Source organism: Aphanizomenon sp. CS-733/32, assembly GCF_028330045.1.
Lineage (GTDB): Bacteria > Cyanobacteriota > Cyanobacteriia > Cyanobacteriales > Nostocaceae > Dolichospermum > Dolichospermum gracile.
Map to the genome: position 1 here is coordinate 16,404 of NZ_JAQMSE010000234.1, position 20,267 is coordinate 36,670.

A 20,267-nucleotide genomic window follows, 5' to 3' on the forward strand; every position below is an offset into this window, starting at 1 on the left:
AAATTAACACTGCTAGAGGTATTATGAAAGTATGATTACTTCTTTTAAGTCTCAAAGAAACCCTTATGTGATTGGTCGTCCCATTGACCAACAGTTGTTTTTTGGGAGAGAAAAGCTATTTTCGGCTATTCAAGATGATATTCAACATAATCGCCACATCATCTTGTTACATGGTCAACGACGCATTGGTAAATCATCTGTCATTAGGAATATTCCTCATGGATTGAATGATTTACATGAGTTTGTTTTTGTGACATTTAATTTAGAACATTATAGCCAAAAGTCCCTGAGTGAAATTTTGGTGGATTTGGCTCAAGAAATCCTTAATGATCTTTCGTTGGAAGATCACAATATTAAACTACCGGAAATTACAGAGTTAGAATTAGATCCAGAAATTTTCTATGATGAATTTTTACAGCAAGTATATAAATTATTAGAAAATAAGAATTTGTTATTAGTGCTTGATGAATTTCATGCCTTAATGAATAGTCATGATTCAGAATTTTTGGAGCAGGTTTATAAATATTTATCTTCCTTGATTGATTTTAATAAAAAATTATTTTTAATTTTACTAATAGAACAAAAATCACTAAATAACCACAGGATAAGTAAGATATTTAAGGATGTACCTGTTAGAGAAATTGGCCTATTAGATGAAGATAGTACAAAAAAATTAATTATTAACCCAGCCAAAAATATTCTTAAATATGAAGAAGATGCGATAAAAGCCATTTCTGATCTATCCGCAGGACATCCTTATTTTATCCAAGCGATATGTTTTACCATTTTTGGAAGAGCGCGAGAAGAGGATAAATGGACGGTTAGTAGTGATGATGTCAAACTCATTATTAACAAAGCAATTGAGTTGGCTGAGGCTGGTTTGACATGGTTTTGGGACGGATTTTCGATTCTAGAAAAAGTTGTTTTTGCAGCAATAGCAGAAGCACAAGAAAATTCGGAAGATTACCTTGAATTAATCACAAGATATAGACCTGACACAGAACATAAATTAATTACAGAAACGAACCAACTTTTGAGAAGTAATGGGTTTTTAGATGAAATAAAGGAGAAGGTTAAAATAGAATTTGTCCGGCTGTGGATCATACAACGTCACCCACTAAAAGAAGAGATTAATGAATTAGATAAAATTGAGCAAAAAAAAAATCCTAGTCATATCAGTCATATAATTCTCCATTCAAGCACTCATTCCCAAACTGAAACTGACGTTGTTGATTATCATACTGCTATTAATATGAATTTACCTCAACCAACTGAAAATAAATTAGGTGAAGTTAATACTCCAGATGTTCAAGCAAAATCCAATTTAATTATTTTAACTGCAATAATATCCGCTGTTTTGATTATTTCTAGTATTATAGTGGCTAGTATTGCTCGCGGATCTAAATGTGGAGCAGGTGAAAGAAAGGAATTAGGTGTTTTTTGTGTTGGAGATAATAGTATAATTAATGATAGAATTAGTCGAGGCGATCGCACTTTCTTTCCTGAGATTAATAATATCCCGCGTAACAAAGGTATTCAAGCCTTTCAACAAGGTGATTATCAAGAAGCAACTACGTTATTTCAACAAGCGGTAAAAGCTAATCGCTATGATCCAGAAGTGCTAATTTATTATAATAATTCTCTAGCACGTCAAAAAGGTTCTCCTCTAACATTAGCAGTAGTTGTGCCATTAGACAAAAGCACCATTATTACTCAAGAAGTATTACGTGGAGTAGCTCAAGCACAAAACCAATTTAATAGTAACAATGGCTTAAATGGCAGATTACTAGAAATTGTGATTGCTAATGATAGTAACACAGAAAAAGCCAAAGCAGTAGCTCAAGAACTCATCAACGATTCTTCAATACTGGGGGTGATTGGACATATTTCTAGCGATGCTACTAAGATAGCATTACCAGAATATGAAAAAGCTAAATTGGCAGTGATTTCCCCTACTAGCACTAGCATTTTACTAAACAATCCAGTTTTCTTCAGAGCAGTTTCTTCTGATGAAAGCGCAGGTAAAAAACTTGCTGAATATACTTATAAAAGTCTCAAATTAAAAAAAGTAGTAATTTTTGCTAACCCAACTAACGCATATAGCAATAGTATCAGAGAGATATTTACGAATCAATTTGAGAAACTAGGGGGTAAGGTGGTTCGTAAACCTTTAATTGATTTAACTTCTCCTACATTTGATGCAGGAAAAGAAGTTGCTAAAAGTGTCTATGGTGATCAAGCAGAAGCAGTAATGTTATTTTCTAATACGCAAAAGCTTGATATTACTCTCAAGATTGCCAAAGAAATTACCAAAATAAACGAAACACTCAAAGCTCAAAATCCATCAAGACGAGAATTAAAAATGCTAGGTGGAGATAATCTTTATCAGGGTGAGATATTAACCAGTTGGGGAAAAAATGTCGAGGGTTTAATCATTGCAGTCCCCTGGTTTAGAGAAACATCACAAGCTCAATCTTTTGCCAAAAAAGCAGATAATCAGTGGGGAGGAGCTATTAGTTGGCGAACTGCAACTAGCTTTGATGCAACTCAGGCTTTAATTAAAGCTTTATCTGATAATCCATCTCGTAGTACAGTATTGGCAGGATTGGCAAATGTTAGTCTTTCTGCCAATGAAACATCGGGTTATCCTCTCAAGTTTACACCAGAAAGGGAGCGGGAAGGTCAATCTATTCTTGTGCAAGTTAAGGGGGGTAAATTTGAAATAATTCTCAATGATTAAATGATCAGGTTGTATAGAAAAATTATATGTCCCAATCTATTACTGTAACCGTTAAGTTATTTGCTGTTTATCAAGAAGTTTATGGAGTGAATGAATTAGTGTGGGAGTTTCCCTATGGTACACCTGTGCAAGCTGTGTGCGATCGCCTAATTTCCGAACACCCAAAATTAAGCAAATGGCGAGAAATAACCCGCTTTGGCGTGAATTTACAATTTGTTGAACCAGATACCATTCTCCAAAATGGTGACGAAGTGGTTTTAATTCCCCCAGTCAATGGTGGTTAATGAGAATATATTCAAAGCCATTAAAAAGAAATTAAATATGATTAAGTTAATTTTTACAACAATTTTGATAATTTTCCTCACAGCTTGTACTAGTATGGCCTTATTACCGACACCGGAATTAGTGCAAAAAGCGATCGCACTCCAACTAGAACAAACCCAACAGCAACTTAACCAACAGCTAGATTTAAACTTCCAAAAATTTAATATTCAACGCATATCTATCACTCAACAACAACCCCTTACCATTGAAAACCTACCAGCTTATCGGGTACAGGGAAATTACGACTTTACCGTCAAACTACCAAAACGCAGTTTTAAACAACTAGAAAAACCCTTTGAAGTCTACCTACAAATTCAAAAAGAAGGTAAAAGTTGGCGGTTATTAATACCAGAAAAAAACCATCAAGATCCTCAATCCAAATGGCAGAGTTACTTAATTCTTTAATGGGATGTATAATTATGATAGTTATCTTATCAAAAAGATAAAATAATTTTATAACTTGATATAGCGGTATGCACTTGGATGAGATACAGAATCTACAGTAAAAGTTATATGCTAAGAGACTTCTGACTCCTGACTCCTGCTATGTAACCTCTCTGTACCAAAATAAATGTCCATTAGCTGATATAATCAAAAATCTAACCTCATCAAAAAATATATCAGTCTCAGATTCAACCTGTGATATATGCTAGTTTAAGGTTAGACTCTAAATATATAGGAAAAAAATACTTCTTTCCTTAATTATTGTAAAATTCACTTAACAAACAAAGATTCAGTTTGAACAAGTGTCATCTAATGCAAAGGAGAAATAAAAATGACAGAAAATAATCAGGATAATATCAGTAATACTGAAGAAAGCTCTCAGGCAACAATCATAGTTGCTGGAATGCGTCCCATTACCACCGGGACATTACAAGTAGTTGATACATTTAACTCCATGGGAATTCGTCCCATAGGTGCAAATACATTCCAAGTAGTTGATAGTATTAACTTATCTGGTATTCGTCCCATTGCTTCTAGCACCTTGGTAGTTGCTGACAACTATTCCGTCTTCGGAAATCGGCCAATAGCGCCGAACACCTTCGATGACTCCGAGCTTTTGATGGGTTTTCTAGACTAATTACATTGCCAATATTGTCATTATATCAAATTCAACCTGGTTTTATCAAGAAACTAGGTTGTTTTATTAAAAAAATTATCAAAAGATCCCCGACTTCTTTTATTTATTGTGTCCGCAAATTATAAATTAATATCAGAAGTCGGGGATCTTATCACTGATGTTAAAAAAAGGAGTAGTTTAATTATGCCAAAATCTCCAATTTTATCAACATCTTTAAACTTTCAAGAAAATTATCCATGTCCAGTCTGTCGCGTGGGTAAAATTTCGCAAATGTTGATGATGGAAGCTATGTGTTGTGATTTCTGTAATGAGATTTTTACAGTGAATTTAGAATTACAACAAGTGAAAATGCCTTCTAGAGAACCGCCTCTAGTTTGGAATTGGAACGGATTAAGGTGGACACAAGCACGATTAGGAAATGTGGAATTAGGTTGGGGTTATGGTTTATCCGCAATTGCTTTTATTATTTTACCGACTATCTTAATAGGAGTGACAGCATATTATTTTCCTCCCCATTCTCATGTTCCCCTGTCATGGCTTCCATTTGTTTGGACGGTACTAACTTTTTTATCACATTTAGGAATTATTATTTGGATTTTTCTTGAAGTTTATCAGATTCCTATTATTGCATATTTGCGAGCCATTACCCGTTGGCAAAATAGATTAATTAGGTAAATTTTCCCAATTTCCAGCATTATTAAAAATTCCTAAAAAGCCTACGGCATATTAATTTTGACCTTTGACTTTTGACCTTTGACTTTTGACTTCTAACTTGACCTGAGTTCGACATAAGATAATTTTTGGAAAACTCTCCATGAGTCTCAAACCCTGATGATCTCGTTGAAAAAATCATAACTCCGTTCGCGTAGCGTCTCCGAAGGAGAAACTCCTAACACCGAACTCAGGTAACTTGGGGTACTAACAAAATTCCTTCATCATCTGTTAATAAATTCTGTGCTGCTTCTAACATAGAGGGCATTATTTCTTTTAGATCTTCTCGATTATTTAAGTACGTTTGTAAAGCTGACATTGGGTCAATACTGCTACTCGCGCTTAATTCAGGAATGCGGGGTTTTGCTAATTGACTAACTAATTCGGCTTGAATGGTGTAAGTGTGTGCGATGCTTAAAGCTTGATGTAGAGAAGAGTTATCAATTAAATCTAATTGTTCTGACCGCAGTTTATAAATGAGTCGCACTACATTATCTTGAATATCATATTTAGTAATTCCTTTTAATAATGCTTTTTGTGGATCATCTTGTTTAGATAAATCTATCTCAATAGTCCGAAATGTTCGCACGGGTAAGGGACAAAATTCCCAATTTACTTTCCCTTTTTCCAAATCTATCATTACATAACCTTTGTCTTCCTTCTCTTCACTAAAGTCTACCCGTTCAATACTGCCAGGATAAATTACTGGTGGGTCATTAGATTTATTTAAATTCTGGTGTTTGTGGACATGACCTAAAGCTACATAATCAAAACATGGTCGAGTTAATAAAGATAAGGGTAAAGTAAACCCTTTCCCGACTGCTAATAAACGTTCTGCACCTAAAGTGGCATTATCAGCCATTAAATGGGCTAAAAGCACAGTGGGTAAATTTGGATCAAGACGGCGAATTTCTGCTTCGATAACTACTTCTAAACGGTCTGTGAGGAGTTGATTAACTTCTGCTAGAGAAGAACCCTGAGTTTCTTGACGAGTCATTAAAGTGGAACGAGTTAACCAGGGGAGAGTAATTATTTGTATATCTCCTGTTTGTGTGGAAATGCGATGAGTCGTTAAAGTATCACCAACCACAAACCCTGGTACTCCCAAAGTCCGATAAATATTTAAACTTGCACCCCCTAAACCTTGGGAATGTTGGTCATGATTTCCCACTAATAAGACTGTAGGGATATCTGCATCAACTAAACGGCGAAATTGATTAGCAAAGGCTTCTTGCACATAGGGTGCAGGTGTGGCGTTAGGGAAGGCATCACCACCAAACAAGACTAAATCTACATGATCAGCGATCGCTCGATCAATACACCAAGATAATGTTTTCACAAAATCCTCTAGTCGTGTGTTTAAACCTGTGACTGGATTAACACGCCCATGACAAAAACCGCTACCAATATGGATATCTGAAAGATGGAGAATTTTCATAGGTTGTCAGTTGTCAGTTGTCAGTTGTTCGTTGTTTTTTCTGAAATATTGCCTATGGAGTTAAGATAGGCGTTTAACTTGGGAGACAGTTCATAAATGATTGGTGTTAGCCTATTTACTGCTTCGTTGGTTAACAAATATTTAAAGAACCTCTCGCTATCCTAACAAAACGGCGATTATACTCAACATGGTTGAAATAGGGATTTTTGGAAAATTACCAAAAACATCCATTTGTAGGGGTTTAGCACTGCTCATAGTTGTCAACTTAACGTAAAACGGGCGGTTAGAAACTGCACAGGCAAAACCCACCTGCGTGGGTTTCAACCCTTGATTTTTCCTTAGTCCGCGCAGGCGGACTTTGTTTGTGTAGCCGTGAATTCCATTCGCCAGGGCTTAAGTTGACACTTGCAAATTTTCAAAATTGGATTTCACCATTTCTTCAACTAACAACTGACCACTGACCACTGACAACTGACAACTGACCAATGACCACTGACAATTAACTAAATGTGAATTCCACACTCAGTTTTTTCGCTTCCACGCCAACGTCCAGCCCGTTCGTCTTCACCTTCGCCGACTTTGGTGGTAATAGGTTCGTCACCAATACTGGGATAACCTTGATCATGAAGGGGGTTGTAAATTACTTTATGTTCAGCTACATAGGCCCAGCTTTGCTTACGAGTCCAGGTAGCTAGAGGGTTAATTTTTAATCTTCCTTTACCGTCTAATTCAAATACGGGCATGGTAGCACGAGTAACTGCTTGATCACGACGACGACCAGTAATCCAGGCTACAGTTTTAAGTTCGTCCAAGCCGCGTTGCAGTGGTTCAATTTTGGTAATGTCGTGGAATTTAGTAATATCTGTATCCCAAAGGGCTTCACCGAATTTAGCAGCAAAGGCTTCACGGCTATCTACGTCTGGTGTCTTATAGGTTTTTAAATCTAGGTTATAGAGTTCTTTGGCTTTAGCTACCAATTCTAGGGTTTGAGGGAAATGATAAAGGGTATCCAGGAAAATAACAGGAACGGGACGCTTAAGTTCGCTATAGAAGATGTGTGTCAAGATGATGTCATCAACATTGAAAGCACTAGTTTGTACTAGTCCTGTGGGGATGTTCTGTATAGACCAGGTTAAGATTTCTGTAGGGGTTGCAGTTTCAAATTGCTGATTTAGTGATGTTAAGTCAAAGGCGATAGAAGTTGTCATGATCTTTCTCTAAAACCAAGATTTTTTACTTTTATTAAATTTAATCTTATCGTATCAAGGCACATATCCCCGCCGATGATTGAGGAAATGGGTTTGAGAGAAAATTGATTCCCTGTTCCCTGTTCCCTGTTCCCTAATTATGTAGTATTTTGATTGCAAGTCTGTTTAAGGATTCATCCCATGCAACAGTTACTCAAGCAATTATTTGGTAACCAAAAATACGTTATTCGTCTCATCTTGCCTATATTGGTGATGATGATGGCGACTTCACTGTTTATTTTACCTGCTGCGGCCACTGGTGTATACGAAATACCCAGTTTGACAGCAGACACTTGGATTTTAGATCAAGGTGATGTGATTAGCCGATTGAATGAAGGTCAGATTAGCAAGGCTTTCCAGGATTTGGCGCAAAAAACTGGTAATGAAGCCAGAATTGTCACTATTCACCGCCTCGACTATGGAGAAACACCGGAAAGTTTTGCCAAAGGATTATTTAGTAAGTGGTTTCCAACAGCGGCAGAGCAAGCCAACCAAGTATTATTACTAGTTGATACTGTCACCAATGGAACAGCTTTACTGAGCGGGGATAATGTGAAGTCATTATTAACTGATTCTATTGCTCAGAGTGTGGCTGAAGAAACATTAGGTACGGCATTACGTGAGAGTAATAAATATAACCAAGGATTTTTGGATGTGAGCGATCGCCTGGTTGCTATTTTATCCGGTCAAGCAGATCCCGGTCCACCAGAAATCAAGGAGACAGTCCAGGTAGAAGGAACTTTTACCAAAGCTGAAGAAACAGATCAAGGTAATGCTACTGTTTGGGTTGTCGGGCTATTAATTGCCGCTACTGTCATCCCCATGGCTACATATTACATTTATCTAGTGTTTCAAAAACCACCCTCTCAGGAATCTGAGAAATAGGAGTCCGGGGGGTGGGGAATAGCTTAACGGGTGATAAGGCGGTTGAAGATGAGATGTGGCAATAATTTGAGAAAATAAGGGGGTAAAAAAATAGAAGGATGCCCCCAAAGCAAAAAATGTTACCACAATCATATCAAACAATTTTCCGAAAGCATTTGAGTGAACAGTTACTTTGATATTAGAAATATTGTTCCTATTAATACAAGCTCATCCCCGGGTGAAACTGTCAAAATTAGCCAGCTTATTTCCCCAACCAATTAAATATCAAAGCAGGAAACGTAATCTACAAAGATTTTTAGGAATAGGTAAACTCTGCGTAAAATGGAATTATGGGCTGATTTAGCTCTAAACTTGATTGCTCTCAAGCCTCATAAGCGCCTCTTTTTTAAACGTGGCTTTCAGGCTCTATCCCCTATGAAACAAGCTGTTTTGTCACCTTGTCACTCGTTAAGGGCTAAAATAGAAAATAAATCTATTGCAGTATTGAAATGATATCAGAAACAAATATTGAAGATGTTCAAGAACCAATTACCAGCGCACCACCGGAGGTAAAGCAAATTATTGAAAAAGTATGGAGATTGGAGAAAAGCAGATTAGATAGAAAGAGTAAAGGTCATATAAATGATGATATTCTCACTATTGTGAAGGAAGCGGTGCAATGAAGCTAACTTCGATTAAATTATGTAATTTTCGTTCCTTTTATGGGAAAACTCCAGAGATAACTTTAGCTGCTGGAAATGTTTGCAATACTACTATGGTTTATGGTAGTAATGGTGCTGGTAAAACCAGTTTTTTGAATGCGTTTACTTGGGTTTTATATGAAAAGTTTAGTGCGGCTTTTGCGTCAACTGAACAGTTAGTAAATAAACGCGCGATCGCCGAATCTCAACCAGGAGAACCCGTAGAATGTTCCGTAGAAATTGGTTGGGAACATGAAGGTATTCGCTATCGTGCTAAACGTGGTTGTCGGGTTTATAAAAATCAAAGTGATATTATTGAAGCTGGAAAAACTCAACTAAGAATGTGGTTAGGTGGAGAAGATGGTCAATGGAAAATTCCTAATCAATTACCAGAGGAAATTATCACTCAGATTTTACCAGCAAGTTTACATCAATATTTTTTCTTTGACGGTGAACGGATTGAGGAAATTGTCCGTTCTGATAATAAAGCAGAAATTGCAGAAGCAATTAGAACTTTTTTAGGGGTGGAAGTAATTGAACTTTCTATTAGACACCTAAAAGATGCTAAAAAGTCTTTGGAAACTGAGTTCAAGCATATTGGTGATGCAGAAACGAAACAACTATTAACTCAAAAGGAAAAACAAGAAATAGAAATTGAAACCATTAATCAACGTCAAACAGAAATAAATCAAGAGTTGGAATATCAACAAACGTTTAAAAAAGAAGTTAGTAATAAGTTACGAGAATTGAGTGCTGTTAAGGAATTACAGGAAAGAAAGCAAAGTTTAGACTCCCAAAGAGATAGTTTGCGAGAAGATTTAAAGAAAACACGGCAGAGTTTAAAAAAAGCTATTTCCGCACGGGGTTATACAGTCCTGTTATCGGAAACTACCAATAAGTTTCGGGAAATTTTTACAGATTTAAAACAAAGTGGTGAATTAACAGCAGGAATTTCGCGGGAATTTATCAATGATTTACTTAATACTGGACGTTGTATTTGTGGTGCAGATCTAAGAGAAGGAACTCACACCCATTTTCATGTCAAGAATTTGATGAGAAAAGCAGGTTCTTCAACTGTCGAAGAAACCGCAATTAGAATGAGCGCACAAGTTGATGAAATTGATAAACAAGCAGTTGCTTTTTGGGAAGAAGCAGATAGAGAACAAAACAGAATAAAACAGTTAAAAGACAATCTATCCCAAGTTGAATCTGAATTAGATAGTATTCAAGAACAACTGCGAAAAGATCCCAATGAGGAAATTAGCAATTTACAAAAACGTCTGGATGAAATTGAAGCCAAAAGTGATGAATTAAATCGAGAACAAGGTGCAAATCAACAGGAATTTTCTCACCTTAAAACAACTATTGATGCTTTGATCAAACAAATATCTAAGCAAAAACAAAATGAGGAGAAACAATCTTTAGCACAGCGTCGCATTAATGCTACTCAAGATGCAATTGACAGGTTATCAGAAGTGAAAAACCGTCAAGAAAATCAGTTTCGTCTGCAATTGGAACAGCGGGTACAGGAAATTTTCTCAGATATTTCTTTTACTCCCTATATTCCCAAAATTAGCGAAAAATATGAATTAAGTTTAGTGGAAAATACGACGGGAATTGAATCACCAGTCGCAGCTTCCACAGGAGAAAATCAAATTCTCAGTTTATCTTTTATCGCTAGTATTATTGATAAGGTGCGTGACTGGAGTGAAAGACGAAAAATGATCATGCTTCCTGAAAGTAGCACTTTTCCCATTGTTATGGATTCTCCTTTTGGAAGTTTAGACGCTAATTCCCGTCGTCACATTGCACGAACTATTCCTAAGTTAGCAAATCAGTTGGTTGTGTTGGTGACCAAAACTCAATGGAGGGTGGAAGTTGAGGAGGAAATTGCTGATAAGATTGGGAAGGAATATGTGTTAGTTTATTATTCTTCTAAACCTAATTGTGAACAGGATTTTATTGAGTTGGGGAGAGAAAGATATGCTTTGGTTCGACAGAGTTTGAATGGTTTTGAATATACGGAAATTGTGGAAGTGGAACGAAATTAATATATCTCACGCAGAGTCGCAGAGAACACAGAGGAAGAAAGTTATGGTTATTGGTTCTTTAAGTTTGGTGACAGATAGTTGGGTAAAGGTAAGTTGGGATGAGTTTCTCGAAGTTACTAAACATTCTGATTATCAGCAAGGAAGATTTTATTTTTATCAAAATTATATGAGGGTAGAAATGTTACCAGTTGGTTCAATTCATGGAAATAATAATAATGTTGTTGCAAATGTTGTGAATTTTTATGCGACATTGAAAAACATTAAAATTAAAGGTTGGGTAAATACCAGTTTTCGCAGAACAAATGAAGGAGAATGTCAACCTGATTTAGCTTTTTATATTGGTGAGAAAATCAAATTTCCACCTTTAAATAATTCTCCTGTGGATATTAATGAGTTAGCAGCACCGACTCTAGTGGTAGAAGTGGCTGCTTCTTCTATTAGTGATGATTTGGGTTTTAAGCGGTTACTTTATGAACGGTTGGGGGTCAAGGAATATTGGGTAGTGAATGCTAATAATAATGATATTATTGCTTTTGAAATTATTGATGGTGGAAGTAGGAGAATTGAGGAATCAAAGGTTTTACCAGGTTTGCAAATATCTACTGTTCAGGAAGCTATTCAACGCAGTTTAACTCAAGATGATGGTGAAGTTAATCGCTGGTTGTTGCAAATTTTCGGTTAATTTGTTTTACGGAAAGTCAGGAGGTAAATGTCATGGTCGCTAATTTTGATCCAAGTTATATGAGTCCTTTGGAGTATTTGGAGTGGGAGGAACAGCAAGATATTAAATATGAATATATCAATGGTGAAGTTTTTGCTATGACTGGGGGAACTATTCCTCATACTACTATTGCTTTAAATTTAGCTTCTGGGTTGAAAAATCATTTGCGTGGTGGTAATTGTCGTCCTTTTATGGCAGATGCTAAAGTAGGTATATCGGAAAATGGTCCGTTTACTTATCCTGATGTCATGGTAAGTTGTGATGAACGCGATAAACAAGCGATTAAGTTTATTCAATTTCCTTGTTTAATTGTTGAGGTGCTTTCTCCGAGTACGGAAGCTTATGATAGGGGGGGAAAGTTTCAGCAGTATAGACGGATTGAATCTTTGCAAGAATATGTTTTAATTAGTGCTGATAAAATAGGTTTGGATTGTTTTCGCTTAAATGAGAAGGGTTTATGGGAGTTACATCCTTTCCTTGAGGATGATGAGGTACATTTGGTTAGTGTTGATTTTAGGTTTCCTCTTTCTCTGGTTTATGAGGATGTTTTTTGATTTTTTTCTCACGCAGAGACGCAGAGGCGCGGAGAGGAGTGTAAGTTTGTGGTATTAGTAGGTTAGGTTTGGTTTATGATGTTAAGGGTGTATGTTTTATAATTATGGCGGCAAATAGAATCAAAATTGCTCAAGATAAAGCTGAGTTGGTGAAATCGTTACTAGCGTCTAAGGAAACACCGGGAGTTTTCCAAACTTACGTGGAGGTGATGATATTTGCAGCAGCATTAGGAGTAAAGTATAAAAAAAGTGTTCCTCTAGGAGATACTACAAAAAGAGAGCCTTCTCCAATTCCACAAGAAAATTTTGCTTCACTAGGTTATGACAAAATTATCAAATTATTAGGAATTGTTGAGACAAGTGATATCCAAATACTTGTTTCTAGGGAAGATGAATATGAGGATAAACGTACTCAAATATTGGAAGAGTATGCTAATGGAGGATTAGAAATATTACAAACTGAATTGCGCGGAGTTGTTGATTATGAAATACAATTTCTATTGATTTTAAGAAAAGCAATAGATTATCAGGAAAACAATATAGAAGAAGAATTTAATTTAACTAGATTTTTAAAATAATCCATTTTGTTCGCGTTTTTTACTAAGTAGTGAAATATGAATAATCTTCGCTTTTATTGTGAAAAGTTTTCTAAGTTGAAAGTAAGTAATAGTCGAAAACGTGGTAATGCTCAATATAAACCGATATTACTTTTAACCGTAATTGATTTGATTATGAGAGGAGTTATTACCAATAATCAAATTTTTGTTTCAGATGAATTAATTCAAGCTTTTAATAAATATTGGGATGTTATTGGCTCACAATCTTATCAAGGGGGTTTACACTATCCATTTTTTCATCTGCAAAATGAGGGATTTTGGCACGTACAAATAAAAGCAGGTTTTAATAATTTACAACCAAAAACAACTAATAAATTAAAACAGGCTGTTGAATACGCATATTTAGACAGTGAATTATTTAACTATTTACAAGATGAACTTTCTCGCAAAGAACTAATTGATGCACTGGTAGCTGCTTTTTTCTCGGATAATGAAGATGAAATTGAGGAATTTCTACAAATTAATCAGACTTTTCAAGATTATCCAGAAGTAGAAAAACTAGACGATACTGAAAATTTAGCTAACAACCCTAAATGGAGTTTAAAAAAAACACTAATTAGAAATGCTTTCTTTAGAAAAGCTGTTGTTTCTGTATATGATTGTCAATGCGCTTTTTGTGGGTTGAAAGTTACTAAAACTGGTAATCAAAATATTGTTGACGGCGCACATATAAAGCCATTTTCTGCTTTTTATGACAGTAGAATACATAACGGAATAGCACTTTGTAAAAATCATCATTGGGCTTTTGATAGAGGCTGGTTTGCTGTTGACGATAAATACAAAATAATCGTTAGCAAAGAATTAGAAGAAATATCTCCCCATGCTAGAACAATAACAGAATTTCATGGGGAAATACTCATATTACCAAAAGTGGAAAAATATTTTCCAGATATTGAAGCTTTACAATGGCATCGTGATCATATATTTCAGCCATAATTATAAAATAACAGGAAGTCCTACCTCCTGCGGTTTTACTAACTTACCATCAAAACCGATAGTTTGTTCTTCAATAGTCCTAGCATTAGCTAAGGCTTTACGTAAAGCAGTGACTTCCATTTGTTCAGTCATTCCTCCCAAAATGTAAATTAATAACTTCACAGCTAAATCTTTTCCTACTACCTGTACCCGCTTTTTATTGGGGTCATATAAAACCCCATACCATAAAGATTGAGGATATTCCATACTACTAAAACCCCCTTGGCGGTCAAATTTCTCCAACTTCTTAAAAATATCCGTCAAAGCAAAACCTTTTTTAAATACCAAAGTTCCCAAAGCTTGTGCTAAAGCCACTTGAGAAACTGGACGAAATAACATATTTCCCTCACCTCCGTCTTTTTCAAAATGGAAACGACGCAAAGCAGTTGTATCTTCGTGTTCCAATATTTTATAACTGGGAAGATTAGCTAAATTATCAAAAAGTAGTCTAAAATCGGCAATTCCTTCCTGAATTTCTTCATTTTCTGGACGCATGGGAATTAACCCTTTTTCCAAAGGTTTCCAGTGGGGAAACTTTTGACCCAAATACCTTTCAGACATATCTTGTAAGGCTTGCAAGGTCGTCAAAACCGTAGAATTAGCGGCGACTGTGGCACTATTCCAATTAACACGGGGATTGCGATTGGGTTTTTGTTCTAAAAGTGGATGTGTAACCGCAATTTTTCGCGCTACAATAGCAAAGCCATCATCTTCATTTAATTGTGCTAACTGACCTTTAGTTAAAGGTGCAGCCATTAAATTCACATGAACGAAAATTGATCTGACCCGTCGTTTTGCTTCTGTATAAGTTTCTCCAGTATTCACTGCACAAATAAATTCAATGCCAATTTTCTCTTTAGATAAACTTTGTAAATAAGCAGGTTCTACTTGATATTTATCAATCAAATCAGATAGAGTAATAAAACTTTCATCAGCAGTTTTATCTTTTTTATAACGTTGGAGTTTACCAGATTTAATTAATTCCATTAAACCTTGGACACCCATTAATCTATGCTGACCATCTAAAGCATAAATTGTCACATTTTCTTCAGAAATATTCAGTAAACCGACTTTACCATCTTTATCTAAAGGTATAAAATCAGTTGTCGCTTTTTTAGCCCGTCCTTGACTATCCCACTCCGCTGCTTTGGGGTTATCTACCCAAGGTTGATTAATTACTACCAACACAGCCGGAAATTTATGGTTTTTTCTCGCTGCTAAATACTGTACTAACGGTGCTTGACGCGACCAGTCAACAGGACGTTGTTGAATGTCATCAATACTATCAGCGTCAATTTCAATATTCTCTGTCTCTGGGTTGTACTTTTTTTGTAGTAGGGGTAAACCAGACGCAAAATGTACCCGTCCCGCGAACCATTCCAATGTCACAGAACCTACATAGGCCTCAGTACCACCCATTTCTGTCTTTTGAACAAGAATTTGGTCTTTTTTCTCTAAAAACCTGTCTAGCAGCAAAGCTAATACCTGTTTATCCTGATTTTCCCGTTCTAGATACTCGTTAGCGAGTTGATTATTTAGTGTATCTGTATTATCATTCATGTTAATTTTTGAAAACTTAGTGACTAAATCTTGCTTTATTGTCCAAAAAAATGGATACTAGGGATGCAATTTTTAAAAATATGTTGCACGCATAGCTTAAGTTTATTTATATACTAGATGATTCCATTCCCACAAAGGGAAGTATTGATTCTATGTTTATATACCCATAGGTAAGGAAACATGACTACAGCACAACAGCCAGAAAATAAAAATCAGCCGAATCGTACTGTACCAGAATTAGTGGAGTATATCCAAGCTTTGACGACAGAAATTCAAGAATTGTATTGTTTAGATGAGATACCTTGGGTAGTAGGCTATTCAGGAGGAAAAGATAGCACTGCTACTTTACAGCTTATTTGGAATGCGATTTCTGGACTTCCACCGGAAAAAAGAACTAAGGCAATTCATGTAATTACAACAGATACAGGGGTAGAAAATCCCTATGTTTCTGCTTGGGTAAAAAGCTCATTAAAACAAATGGAAGTAGCGGCTGAAGAGCAAAAAATGCCAATACAACCTCATTTGCTGCAACCAGAAACAAAACACACATATTGGGCAGGTTTAATTGGTAAAGGCTACCCAGCACCGCGCAATAAATTCCGCTGGTGTACCGGACGACTAAAAATTGAACCGTCTAATCTTTTTATTCGTGACGTTGTGAGAGCTAATGGTGAAACAATTGTTATTTTAGGAACTCGCAAAACTGAAAGTATAACTCGCGGTTTGATAATGATAAAACGTGAAGCAGGTAGAGTTAGAGAGCGCCTTTGTCCTCATCCTAATTTAATAAATTCTCTGCTTTATACACCTATTGAAGATTGGCGAACTGATGAAGTTTGGATGTATTTAATGCAGTTTTCAAACCCTTGGGGATATAGTAATAAAGATTTATTTTCTATGTATAGAGGTGCAACAACAGATAATGAATGTCCTTTAGTTGTTGATACTTCTACTCCTAGTTGTGGTAGTTCTCGCTTTGGTTGCTGGGTTTGCACATTGGTTAATAGTGATAAATCTATGCAAGCAATGATTCAAAATGATGAAGAAAAAGAATGGTTACAACCATTAGTTGATTTTCGTGCTGAATTAGATGTTGACCGTGACCGCGAAAAAAGAGATTTTCGTCGTATCTGGGGAGAAGTTCAATTATTTGAACGTAATGTAAATGGTGAAACATCTGTTGAACCAATACATGGTCCCTATACAAAATATTGGCGAGAATATTGGTTAAGAAAATTATTAACAGCGCAAAAAGAAATGCGTCAAACAGCACCAGAAAATATGCGGGATATTACCCTGATTTCTCAAGCGGAATTAAGTGAAATTCGCCGAATATGGTTAGAAGAAAAACACGAATTTGATGATAGCTTACCCCGAATATATGAAGAAGTTACAGGAGAAGTATTTAAAGATCCTCGTCCTGGTGCAGATCAAAGTATACTTGGTAGTGATGAATGGGGAGTATTAGAAGAAATCTGTGAAGGTGATGGAATGCACCTAGAATTAATGGCCAGACTATTAGATACAGAAAGACAATTTAAGAAAAAAACTCGCCGTGTGGGTATCTACGAAAGCCTAGAAAAATGCTTTGATACAAGTTCCCGTTCACCAGAAAAAGCGATCGCCAATGCCCATTTAAAACGGGATTTACGACAAGCAGCATTAGAAGGTGATGTTGCCACAATTCGGGAAAAATTCAAGCAATTAAGTTTAGGAGATACCGCCGACAAACAAGAGAGTAAACCACAGACTTGGGCTAACTTCAAATACGCACAAAAGGATAATAATGGGGAATAAAGGGCGAATGGAATAACGGGCGAATAGAATTCGCATCTACACAGGCAAAACCCGCCTTCGCGGGTTCAGAAAATATCAAGTTTTACAGATTAGAAAATATATGAGGGAAAATTTCACGCAATTGTATTTACATTATGTTTGGGGGACATGGGATAGAGTGCCGTTAATTACACCAGAAATTCAGCAATTAGTTTATGCAGCAATTATTAAAGAGTGTGAGGAATTAAAATGTACAGTAATTGCCATTGGGGGAATTGAGGATCATGTTCATCTTTTAACAGGATTTCCCACAACTGTCAGCGTATCGGAAGTTATCAAACAGGTAAAAGGTAGTTCTTCTCATTTTATTAATCATGAAATTAAACCCAAAGAATTTTTTAAATGGCAAGGAAGTTATGGTGCATTCACAGTCAGTTATGATGCTATAGATAGTGTAGCCAATTACATCAAAAACCAACAAACACACCATCAACAAAAATCACTTATTTCTACATGGGAACTTAAAACCGAAAAAAGCCCCGGCGATTAGAAATCACGGTGATACAAACAATAAAGACCCGGCGATTGGAAATCGCGGCTACACAAACAAAGTCCACCTTCGTGGACTAAGAAAAACCAATAAATTGAACCCACGAAGGTGGGTTTCGCTTGTGTAGATGCGAATTCTATTCGCCCCGTATCTCTACACAAACAATAAAGCCCCGGCGATTAGAAATCGCGGCTACACAAACAAAGTCCACCTTCGTGGACTAAGAAAAACCAATGAATTGAACCCACGAAGGTGGGTTTCGCCTGTGTAGACGCGAATTCCATTCGCCGGGTATCATTCGCTATATCATTCACCCCATATTCTATAAACCAACATTATTAAAAACCATGATCTTCCTAGAATTAGTCCTGCAAAACTTCGGTCCTTACGCTGGAAAACAAATCATCAACCTCAACCCCCACGTTGACGAAGATAACGCCCGCCCAATTATCCTATTAGGAGGAATGAACGGCGGCGGAAAAACTACCTTAATGGATGCCATTCGCCTCGCATTATATGGACAACGTGCCCAATGTTCAACCAGGGGAAATCTGAGTTATAGTGATTTTTTAACCCAATGCGTAAACAGTAAAAGTACCCCCACAGAAAAAACCAGAATTGAATTAGTTTTTGAACATATTGAAGACGATAGACCTATCAAATATCGGGTTGTAAGAACTTGGGAAAAAAATCCTAAAGACGGAAAAGACCATTTAGGAATATTAGGAGATGATGAAACATGGCCAATTGATTCATTGGTAAATATTTGGGATGAATATATAGAAAATATCTTACCTATAGGCATTTCCAATTTATTTCTGTTTGACGGTGAACAAGTTAAAGAACTTGCAGAACAGGAAATCCCACCGCCCATAGTTGTTGATGCTATTAACGGACTTTTGGGTTTAGAATTAGCTGATAAATTGGCAATTGATTTAGAAATATTAGTAAATCGCAAAAAACGAGAATTTGCAGATAGTAAAGATCTAGCTAAATTAGAAGAAATTGAAACCCGACTCCATAAGAAACAGAAAGAATACGAAAATAATCAGATAAAACTTGTAAATCTGAATGTTGAAGTTAAGGAATTAGCCAAAATTCATGAAGAAGCTTTAGATAGATTTGTGAATGAAGGTGGGAAAATTGCCGCTGAACGTAGTCAATTAGAACAACAAAGGGAAGCAAAAATTAAAGTTGCTAATAATCTCCGTGAATCCTTATGTGAATTAGCTGCTGATGTTTTACCTTTAGCCTTAATTAGTCCTTTATTATCGCAAGTGCAAAGACAGGGAGAAAAAGAACTGAAAACTCAACAAATCCAATTAGCTAAAGATGTCTTAATTGCGAGAGATGAAAGATTACTAAATTGGCTACAACAATTAAATCTAGAAACTAATAAAGTTACTAATATTCAATCTTTTTTAGCAGAAGATATCAATAACTTATATACTAATAATTTATCAACAGAAAATAATTGGTTAAATGGAGATGAAGAAAGTTTAAGTTTACTTGACAATATAACCTATCGGTTACAAATTTCCCAAAATATCGCCCAAAAGCAATTAGATGAATTAACTAATTATGAAGAAGAAATTCTCACCTTAGAAAGACAAGTCCAAACTGCGGCTGCACCGGAAGAATATACAAAACTACAAACAGCAGTAAAAGAATCCCAAACTGAATTTAATAAACTTAAATCTCAGTCGGATATAATGACTCAAAAACTGATAGAATTAGATACAGAAATTAAAAGATTGAGACAGGAATTAAATGAATATACAGTAGACAATCTCAAATATCAAAATAGTGAACATATTATTGATTCGGCGTTAAAAGTTCAACAAACATTAAAGGTGTTTCGAGAAAGATTAACCTTGAGAAAATTGAATAAATTAGAAGAAGAAGTAAAAAATTGTTTTCTATATTTATTACATAAATCAGACTTAGTACATCGTATAGCTATTGATAGCAAAACCTTCGGATTATCATTATATGATTTGAATGGAAAACCAGTCCCTAAACACCGACTTTCCGCCGGTGAAAAACAACTATTAGCGATCGCATTTTTATGGGGACTAGCCAAAGTATCAGGAAGACGCTTACCAGTCGCCATAGACACCCCACTAGGAAGACTAGACTCCTCCCACCGTAACAACCTAGTAGAAAGATACTTTCCCTCAGCCAGTCATCAAGTAATCCTCCTTTCCACCGACACCGAAATCGGCAAAAAAGAATATCAAACCCTGCAAGAAACCGAAGCCATAGCCCGTGAATACCTACTCCAATACAACTCCGGTAAAAGAGAAACCACAATTAAAGATGGTTATTTTTGGTAAAATATTATTTAGTATTTCACA

General features: G+C 36.0%; 18 protein-coding genes. 15 read left to right on the plus strand and 3 right to left on the minus strand.

The window, feature by feature from the left end; translation table 11 throughout:
- Nucleotides 1-31: 31 nt before the first annotated feature.
- The 5 genes from PN471_RS19920 to PN471_RS19940 all read left to right on the plus strand — a co-directional run bounded on the left by PN471_RS19920 (nucleotide 32) and on the right by PN471_RS19940 (nucleotide 4,820).
- Nucleotides 32-2,740: an ABC transporter substrate-binding protein gene (locus PN471_RS19920; RefSeq protein WP_271778319.1), complete on the plus strand. Its 2,709-nt coding sequence runs from the start codon at nucleotides 32-34 to the stop codon at nucleotides 2,738-2,740.
- Between the two features lie 26 nt (nucleotides 2,741-2,766).
- Nucleotides 2,767-3,024 (plus strand): MoaD/ThiS family protein, encoded by a 258-nt coding sequence (locus PN471_RS19925; RefSeq protein WP_271778320.1) that lies wholly within the window; start codon nucleotides 2,767-2,769, stop codon nucleotides 3,022-3,024.
- Nucleotides 3,025-3,061: 37 nt separating this feature from the next.
- The gene (locus PN471_RS19930; RefSeq protein ID WP_271778321.1) at nucleotides 3,062-3,469 is read left to right on the plus strand and encodes a hypothetical protein; all 408 of its coding nucleotides are present in this window, start codon (nucleotides 3,062-3,064) and stop codon (nucleotides 3,467-3,469) included.
- A gap of 370 nt (nucleotides 3,470-3,839) precedes the next feature.
- Nucleotides 3,840-4,145, plus strand: coding sequence for a hypothetical protein (locus tag PN471_RS19935; protein ID WP_271778322.1), 306 nt, complete (start codon nucleotides 3,840-3,842; stop codon nucleotides 4,143-4,145).
- Nucleotides 4,146-4,328: 183 nt separating this feature from the next.
- Nucleotides 4,329-4,820: a hypothetical protein gene (locus tag PN471_RS19940; protein ID WP_271778323.1), complete on the plus strand. Its 492-nt coding sequence runs from the start codon at nucleotides 4,329-4,331 to the stop codon at nucleotides 4,818-4,820.
- 226 nt (nucleotides 4,821-5,046) lie between these two features.
- On the opposite strand, the gene PN471_RS19945 is transcribed toward PN471_RS19940, so the two are convergent.
- Together PN471_RS19945 and cysH are read right to left on the minus strand one after the other, a co-directional pair.
- Nucleotides 5,047-6,294, minus strand: a complete 1,248-nt coding sequence (locus PN471_RS19945; protein ID WP_271778324.1) for an exonuclease SbcCD subunit D — start codon at nucleotides 6,292-6,294, stop codon at nucleotides 5,047-5,049.
- A gap of 503 nt (nucleotides 6,295-6,797) precedes the next feature.
- Entirely contained in the window at nucleotides 6,798-7,502 is a 705-nt protein-coding gene (gene cysH / locus PN471_RS19950) for a phosphoadenosine phosphosulfate reductase (RefSeq protein WP_271778325.1), read from the minus strand.
- A 180-nt stretch (nucleotides 7,503-7,682) separates the two neighbouring features.
- Here cysH and psb32 point away from each other — a divergent pair, with 180 nt between their 5' ends.
- The 7 genes from psb32 to PN471_RS19985 all read left to right on the plus strand — a co-directional run bounded on the left by psb32 (nucleotide 7,683) and on the right by PN471_RS19985 (nucleotide 13,985).
- A complete protein-coding gene (gene psb32, locus PN471_RS19955; protein WP_271778326.1) occupies nucleotides 7,683-8,426 on the plus strand; it encodes a photosystem II repair protein Psb32 in 744 nt (247 codons plus the stop codon).
- A 488-nt stretch (nucleotides 8,427-8,914) separates the two neighbouring features.
- Nucleotides 8,915-9,088, plus strand: coding sequence for a hypothetical protein (locus PN471_RS19960; protein ID WP_193890849.1), 174 nt, complete (start codon nucleotides 8,915-8,917; stop codon nucleotides 9,086-9,088).
- Nucleotides 9,085-11,157, plus strand: coding sequence for an AAA family ATPase (locus tag PN471_RS19965; protein WP_271778327.1), 2,073 nt, complete (start codon nucleotides 9,085-9,087; stop codon nucleotides 11,155-11,157). Before PN471_RS19960 ends, PN471_RS19965 begins: the two co-directional genes overlap by 4 nt.
- A 43-nt stretch (nucleotides 11,158-11,200) precedes the next feature.
- On the plus strand, nucleotides 11,201-11,839 hold the full coding sequence (locus tag PN471_RS19970) for a Uma2 family endonuclease (RefSeq protein WP_271778328.1): 639 nt from the start codon (nucleotides 11,201-11,203) through the stop codon (nucleotides 11,837-11,839).
- A 32-nt stretch (nucleotides 11,840-11,871) separates the two neighbouring features.
- A complete protein-coding gene (locus PN471_RS19975; RefSeq protein ID WP_271778329.1) occupies nucleotides 11,872-12,432 on the plus strand; it encodes a Uma2 family endonuclease in 561 nt (186 codons plus the stop codon).
- A gap of 104 nt (nucleotides 12,433-12,536) precedes the next feature.
- Nucleotides 12,537-13,010, plus strand: coding sequence for a DNA phosphorothioation-associated protein 4 (locus PN471_RS19980; RefSeq protein WP_271778330.1), 474 nt, complete (start codon nucleotides 12,537-12,539; stop codon nucleotides 13,008-13,010).
- Between the two features lie 36 nt (nucleotides 13,011-13,046).
- The gene (locus tag PN471_RS19985) at nucleotides 13,047-13,985 is read left to right on the plus strand and encodes an HNH endonuclease (protein WP_271778331.1); all 939 of its coding nucleotides are present in this window, start codon (nucleotides 13,047-13,049) and stop codon (nucleotides 13,983-13,985) included.
- Here PN471_RS19985 and PN471_RS19990 read toward each other — a convergent pair whose 3' ends face one another.
- Nucleotides 13,986-15,584 (minus strand): DGQHR domain-containing protein, encoded by a 1,599-nt coding sequence (locus PN471_RS19990; protein ID WP_271778332.1) that lies wholly within the window; start codon nucleotides 15,582-15,584, stop codon nucleotides 13,986-13,988.
- 180 nt (nucleotides 15,585-15,764) lie between these two features.
- Between PN471_RS19990 and dndC the strand changes: the two genes are divergently transcribed.
- From dndC to dndD, 3 genes are all read left to right on the plus strand, one after another.
- The gene (dndC, locus tag PN471_RS19995; RefSeq protein WP_271778333.1) at nucleotides 15,765-17,381 is read left to right on the plus strand and encodes a DNA phosphorothioation system sulfurtransferase DndC; all 1,617 of its coding nucleotides are present in this window, start codon (nucleotides 15,765-15,767) and stop codon (nucleotides 17,379-17,381) included.
- Between the two features lie 100 nt (nucleotides 17,382-17,481).
- The gene (gene tnpA, locus PN471_RS20000; RefSeq protein ID WP_271778334.1) at nucleotides 17,482-17,910 is read left to right on the plus strand and encodes an IS200/IS605 family transposase; all 429 of its coding nucleotides are present in this window, start codon (nucleotides 17,482-17,484) and stop codon (nucleotides 17,908-17,910) included.
- A gap of 347 nt (nucleotides 17,911-18,257) precedes the next feature.
- A complete protein-coding gene (dndD, locus tag PN471_RS20005) occupies nucleotides 18,258-20,246 on the plus strand; it encodes a DNA sulfur modification protein DndD (RefSeq protein WP_271778335.1) in 1,989 nt (662 codons plus the stop codon).
- Nucleotides 20,247-20,267: the final 21 nt, after the last annotated feature.

Coding starts and splice junctions, on each gene's coding strand:
- PN471_RS19920 (WP_271778319.1), top strand. CDS start 32: ATGATTACTTCTTTTAAGTCTCAAAGAAACCCTTATGTGATTGGTCGT.
- PN471_RS19925 (WP_271778320.1), top strand. CDS start 2,767: ATGTCCCAATCTATTACTGTAACCGTTAAGTTATTTGCTGTTTATCAA.
- PN471_RS19930 (WP_271778321.1), top strand. CDS start 3,062: ATGATTAAGTTAATTTTTACAACAATTTTGATAATTTTCCTCACAGCT.
- PN471_RS19935 (WP_271778322.1), top strand. CDS start 3,840: ATGACAGAAAATAATCAGGATAATATCAGTAATACTGAAGAAAGCTCT.
- PN471_RS19940 (WP_271778323.1), top strand. CDS start 4,329: ATGCCAAAATCTCCAATTTTATCAACATCTTTAAACTTTCAAGAAAAT.
- PN471_RS19945 (WP_271778324.1), bottom strand. CDS start 6,294: ATGAAAATTCTCCATCTTTCAGATATCCATATTGGTAGCGGTTTTTGT.
- cysH (WP_271778325.1), bottom strand. CDS start 7,502: ATGACAACTTCTATCGCCTTTGACTTAACATCACTAAATCAGCAATTT.
- psb32 (WP_271778326.1), top strand. CDS start 7,683: ATGCAACAGTTACTCAAGCAATTATTTGGTAACCAAAAATACGTTATT.
- PN471_RS19960 (WP_193890849.1), top strand. CDS start 8,915: ATGATATCAGAAACAAATATTGAAGATGTTCAAGAACCAATTACCAGC.
- PN471_RS19965 (WP_271778327.1), top strand. CDS start 9,085: ATGAAGCTAACTTCGATTAAATTATGTAATTTTCGTTCCTTTTATGGG.
- PN471_RS19970 (WP_271778328.1), top strand. CDS start 11,201: ATGGTTATTGGTTCTTTAAGTTTGGTGACAGATAGTTGGGTAAAGGTA.
- PN471_RS19975 (WP_271778329.1), top strand. CDS start 11,872: ATGGTCGCTAATTTTGATCCAAGTTATATGAGTCCTTTGGAGTATTTG.
- PN471_RS19980 (WP_271778330.1), top strand. CDS start 12,537: ATGGCGGCAAATAGAATCAAAATTGCTCAAGATAAAGCTGAGTTGGTG.
- PN471_RS19985 (WP_271778331.1), top strand. CDS start 13,047: ATGAATAATCTTCGCTTTTATTGTGAAAAGTTTTCTAAGTTGAAAGTA.
- PN471_RS19990 (WP_271778332.1), bottom strand. CDS start 15,584: ATGAATGATAATACAGATACACTAAATAATCAACTCGCTAACGAGTAT.
- dndC (WP_271778333.1), top strand. CDS start 15,765: ATGACTACAGCACAACAGCCAGAAAATAAAAATCAGCCGAATCGTACT.
- tnpA (WP_271778334.1), top strand. CDS start 17,482: ATGAGGGAAAATTTCACGCAATTGTATTTACATTATGTTTGGGGGACA.
- dndD (WP_271778335.1), top strand. CDS start 18,258: ATGATCTTCCTAGAATTAGTCCTGCAAAACTTCGGTCCTTACGCTGGA.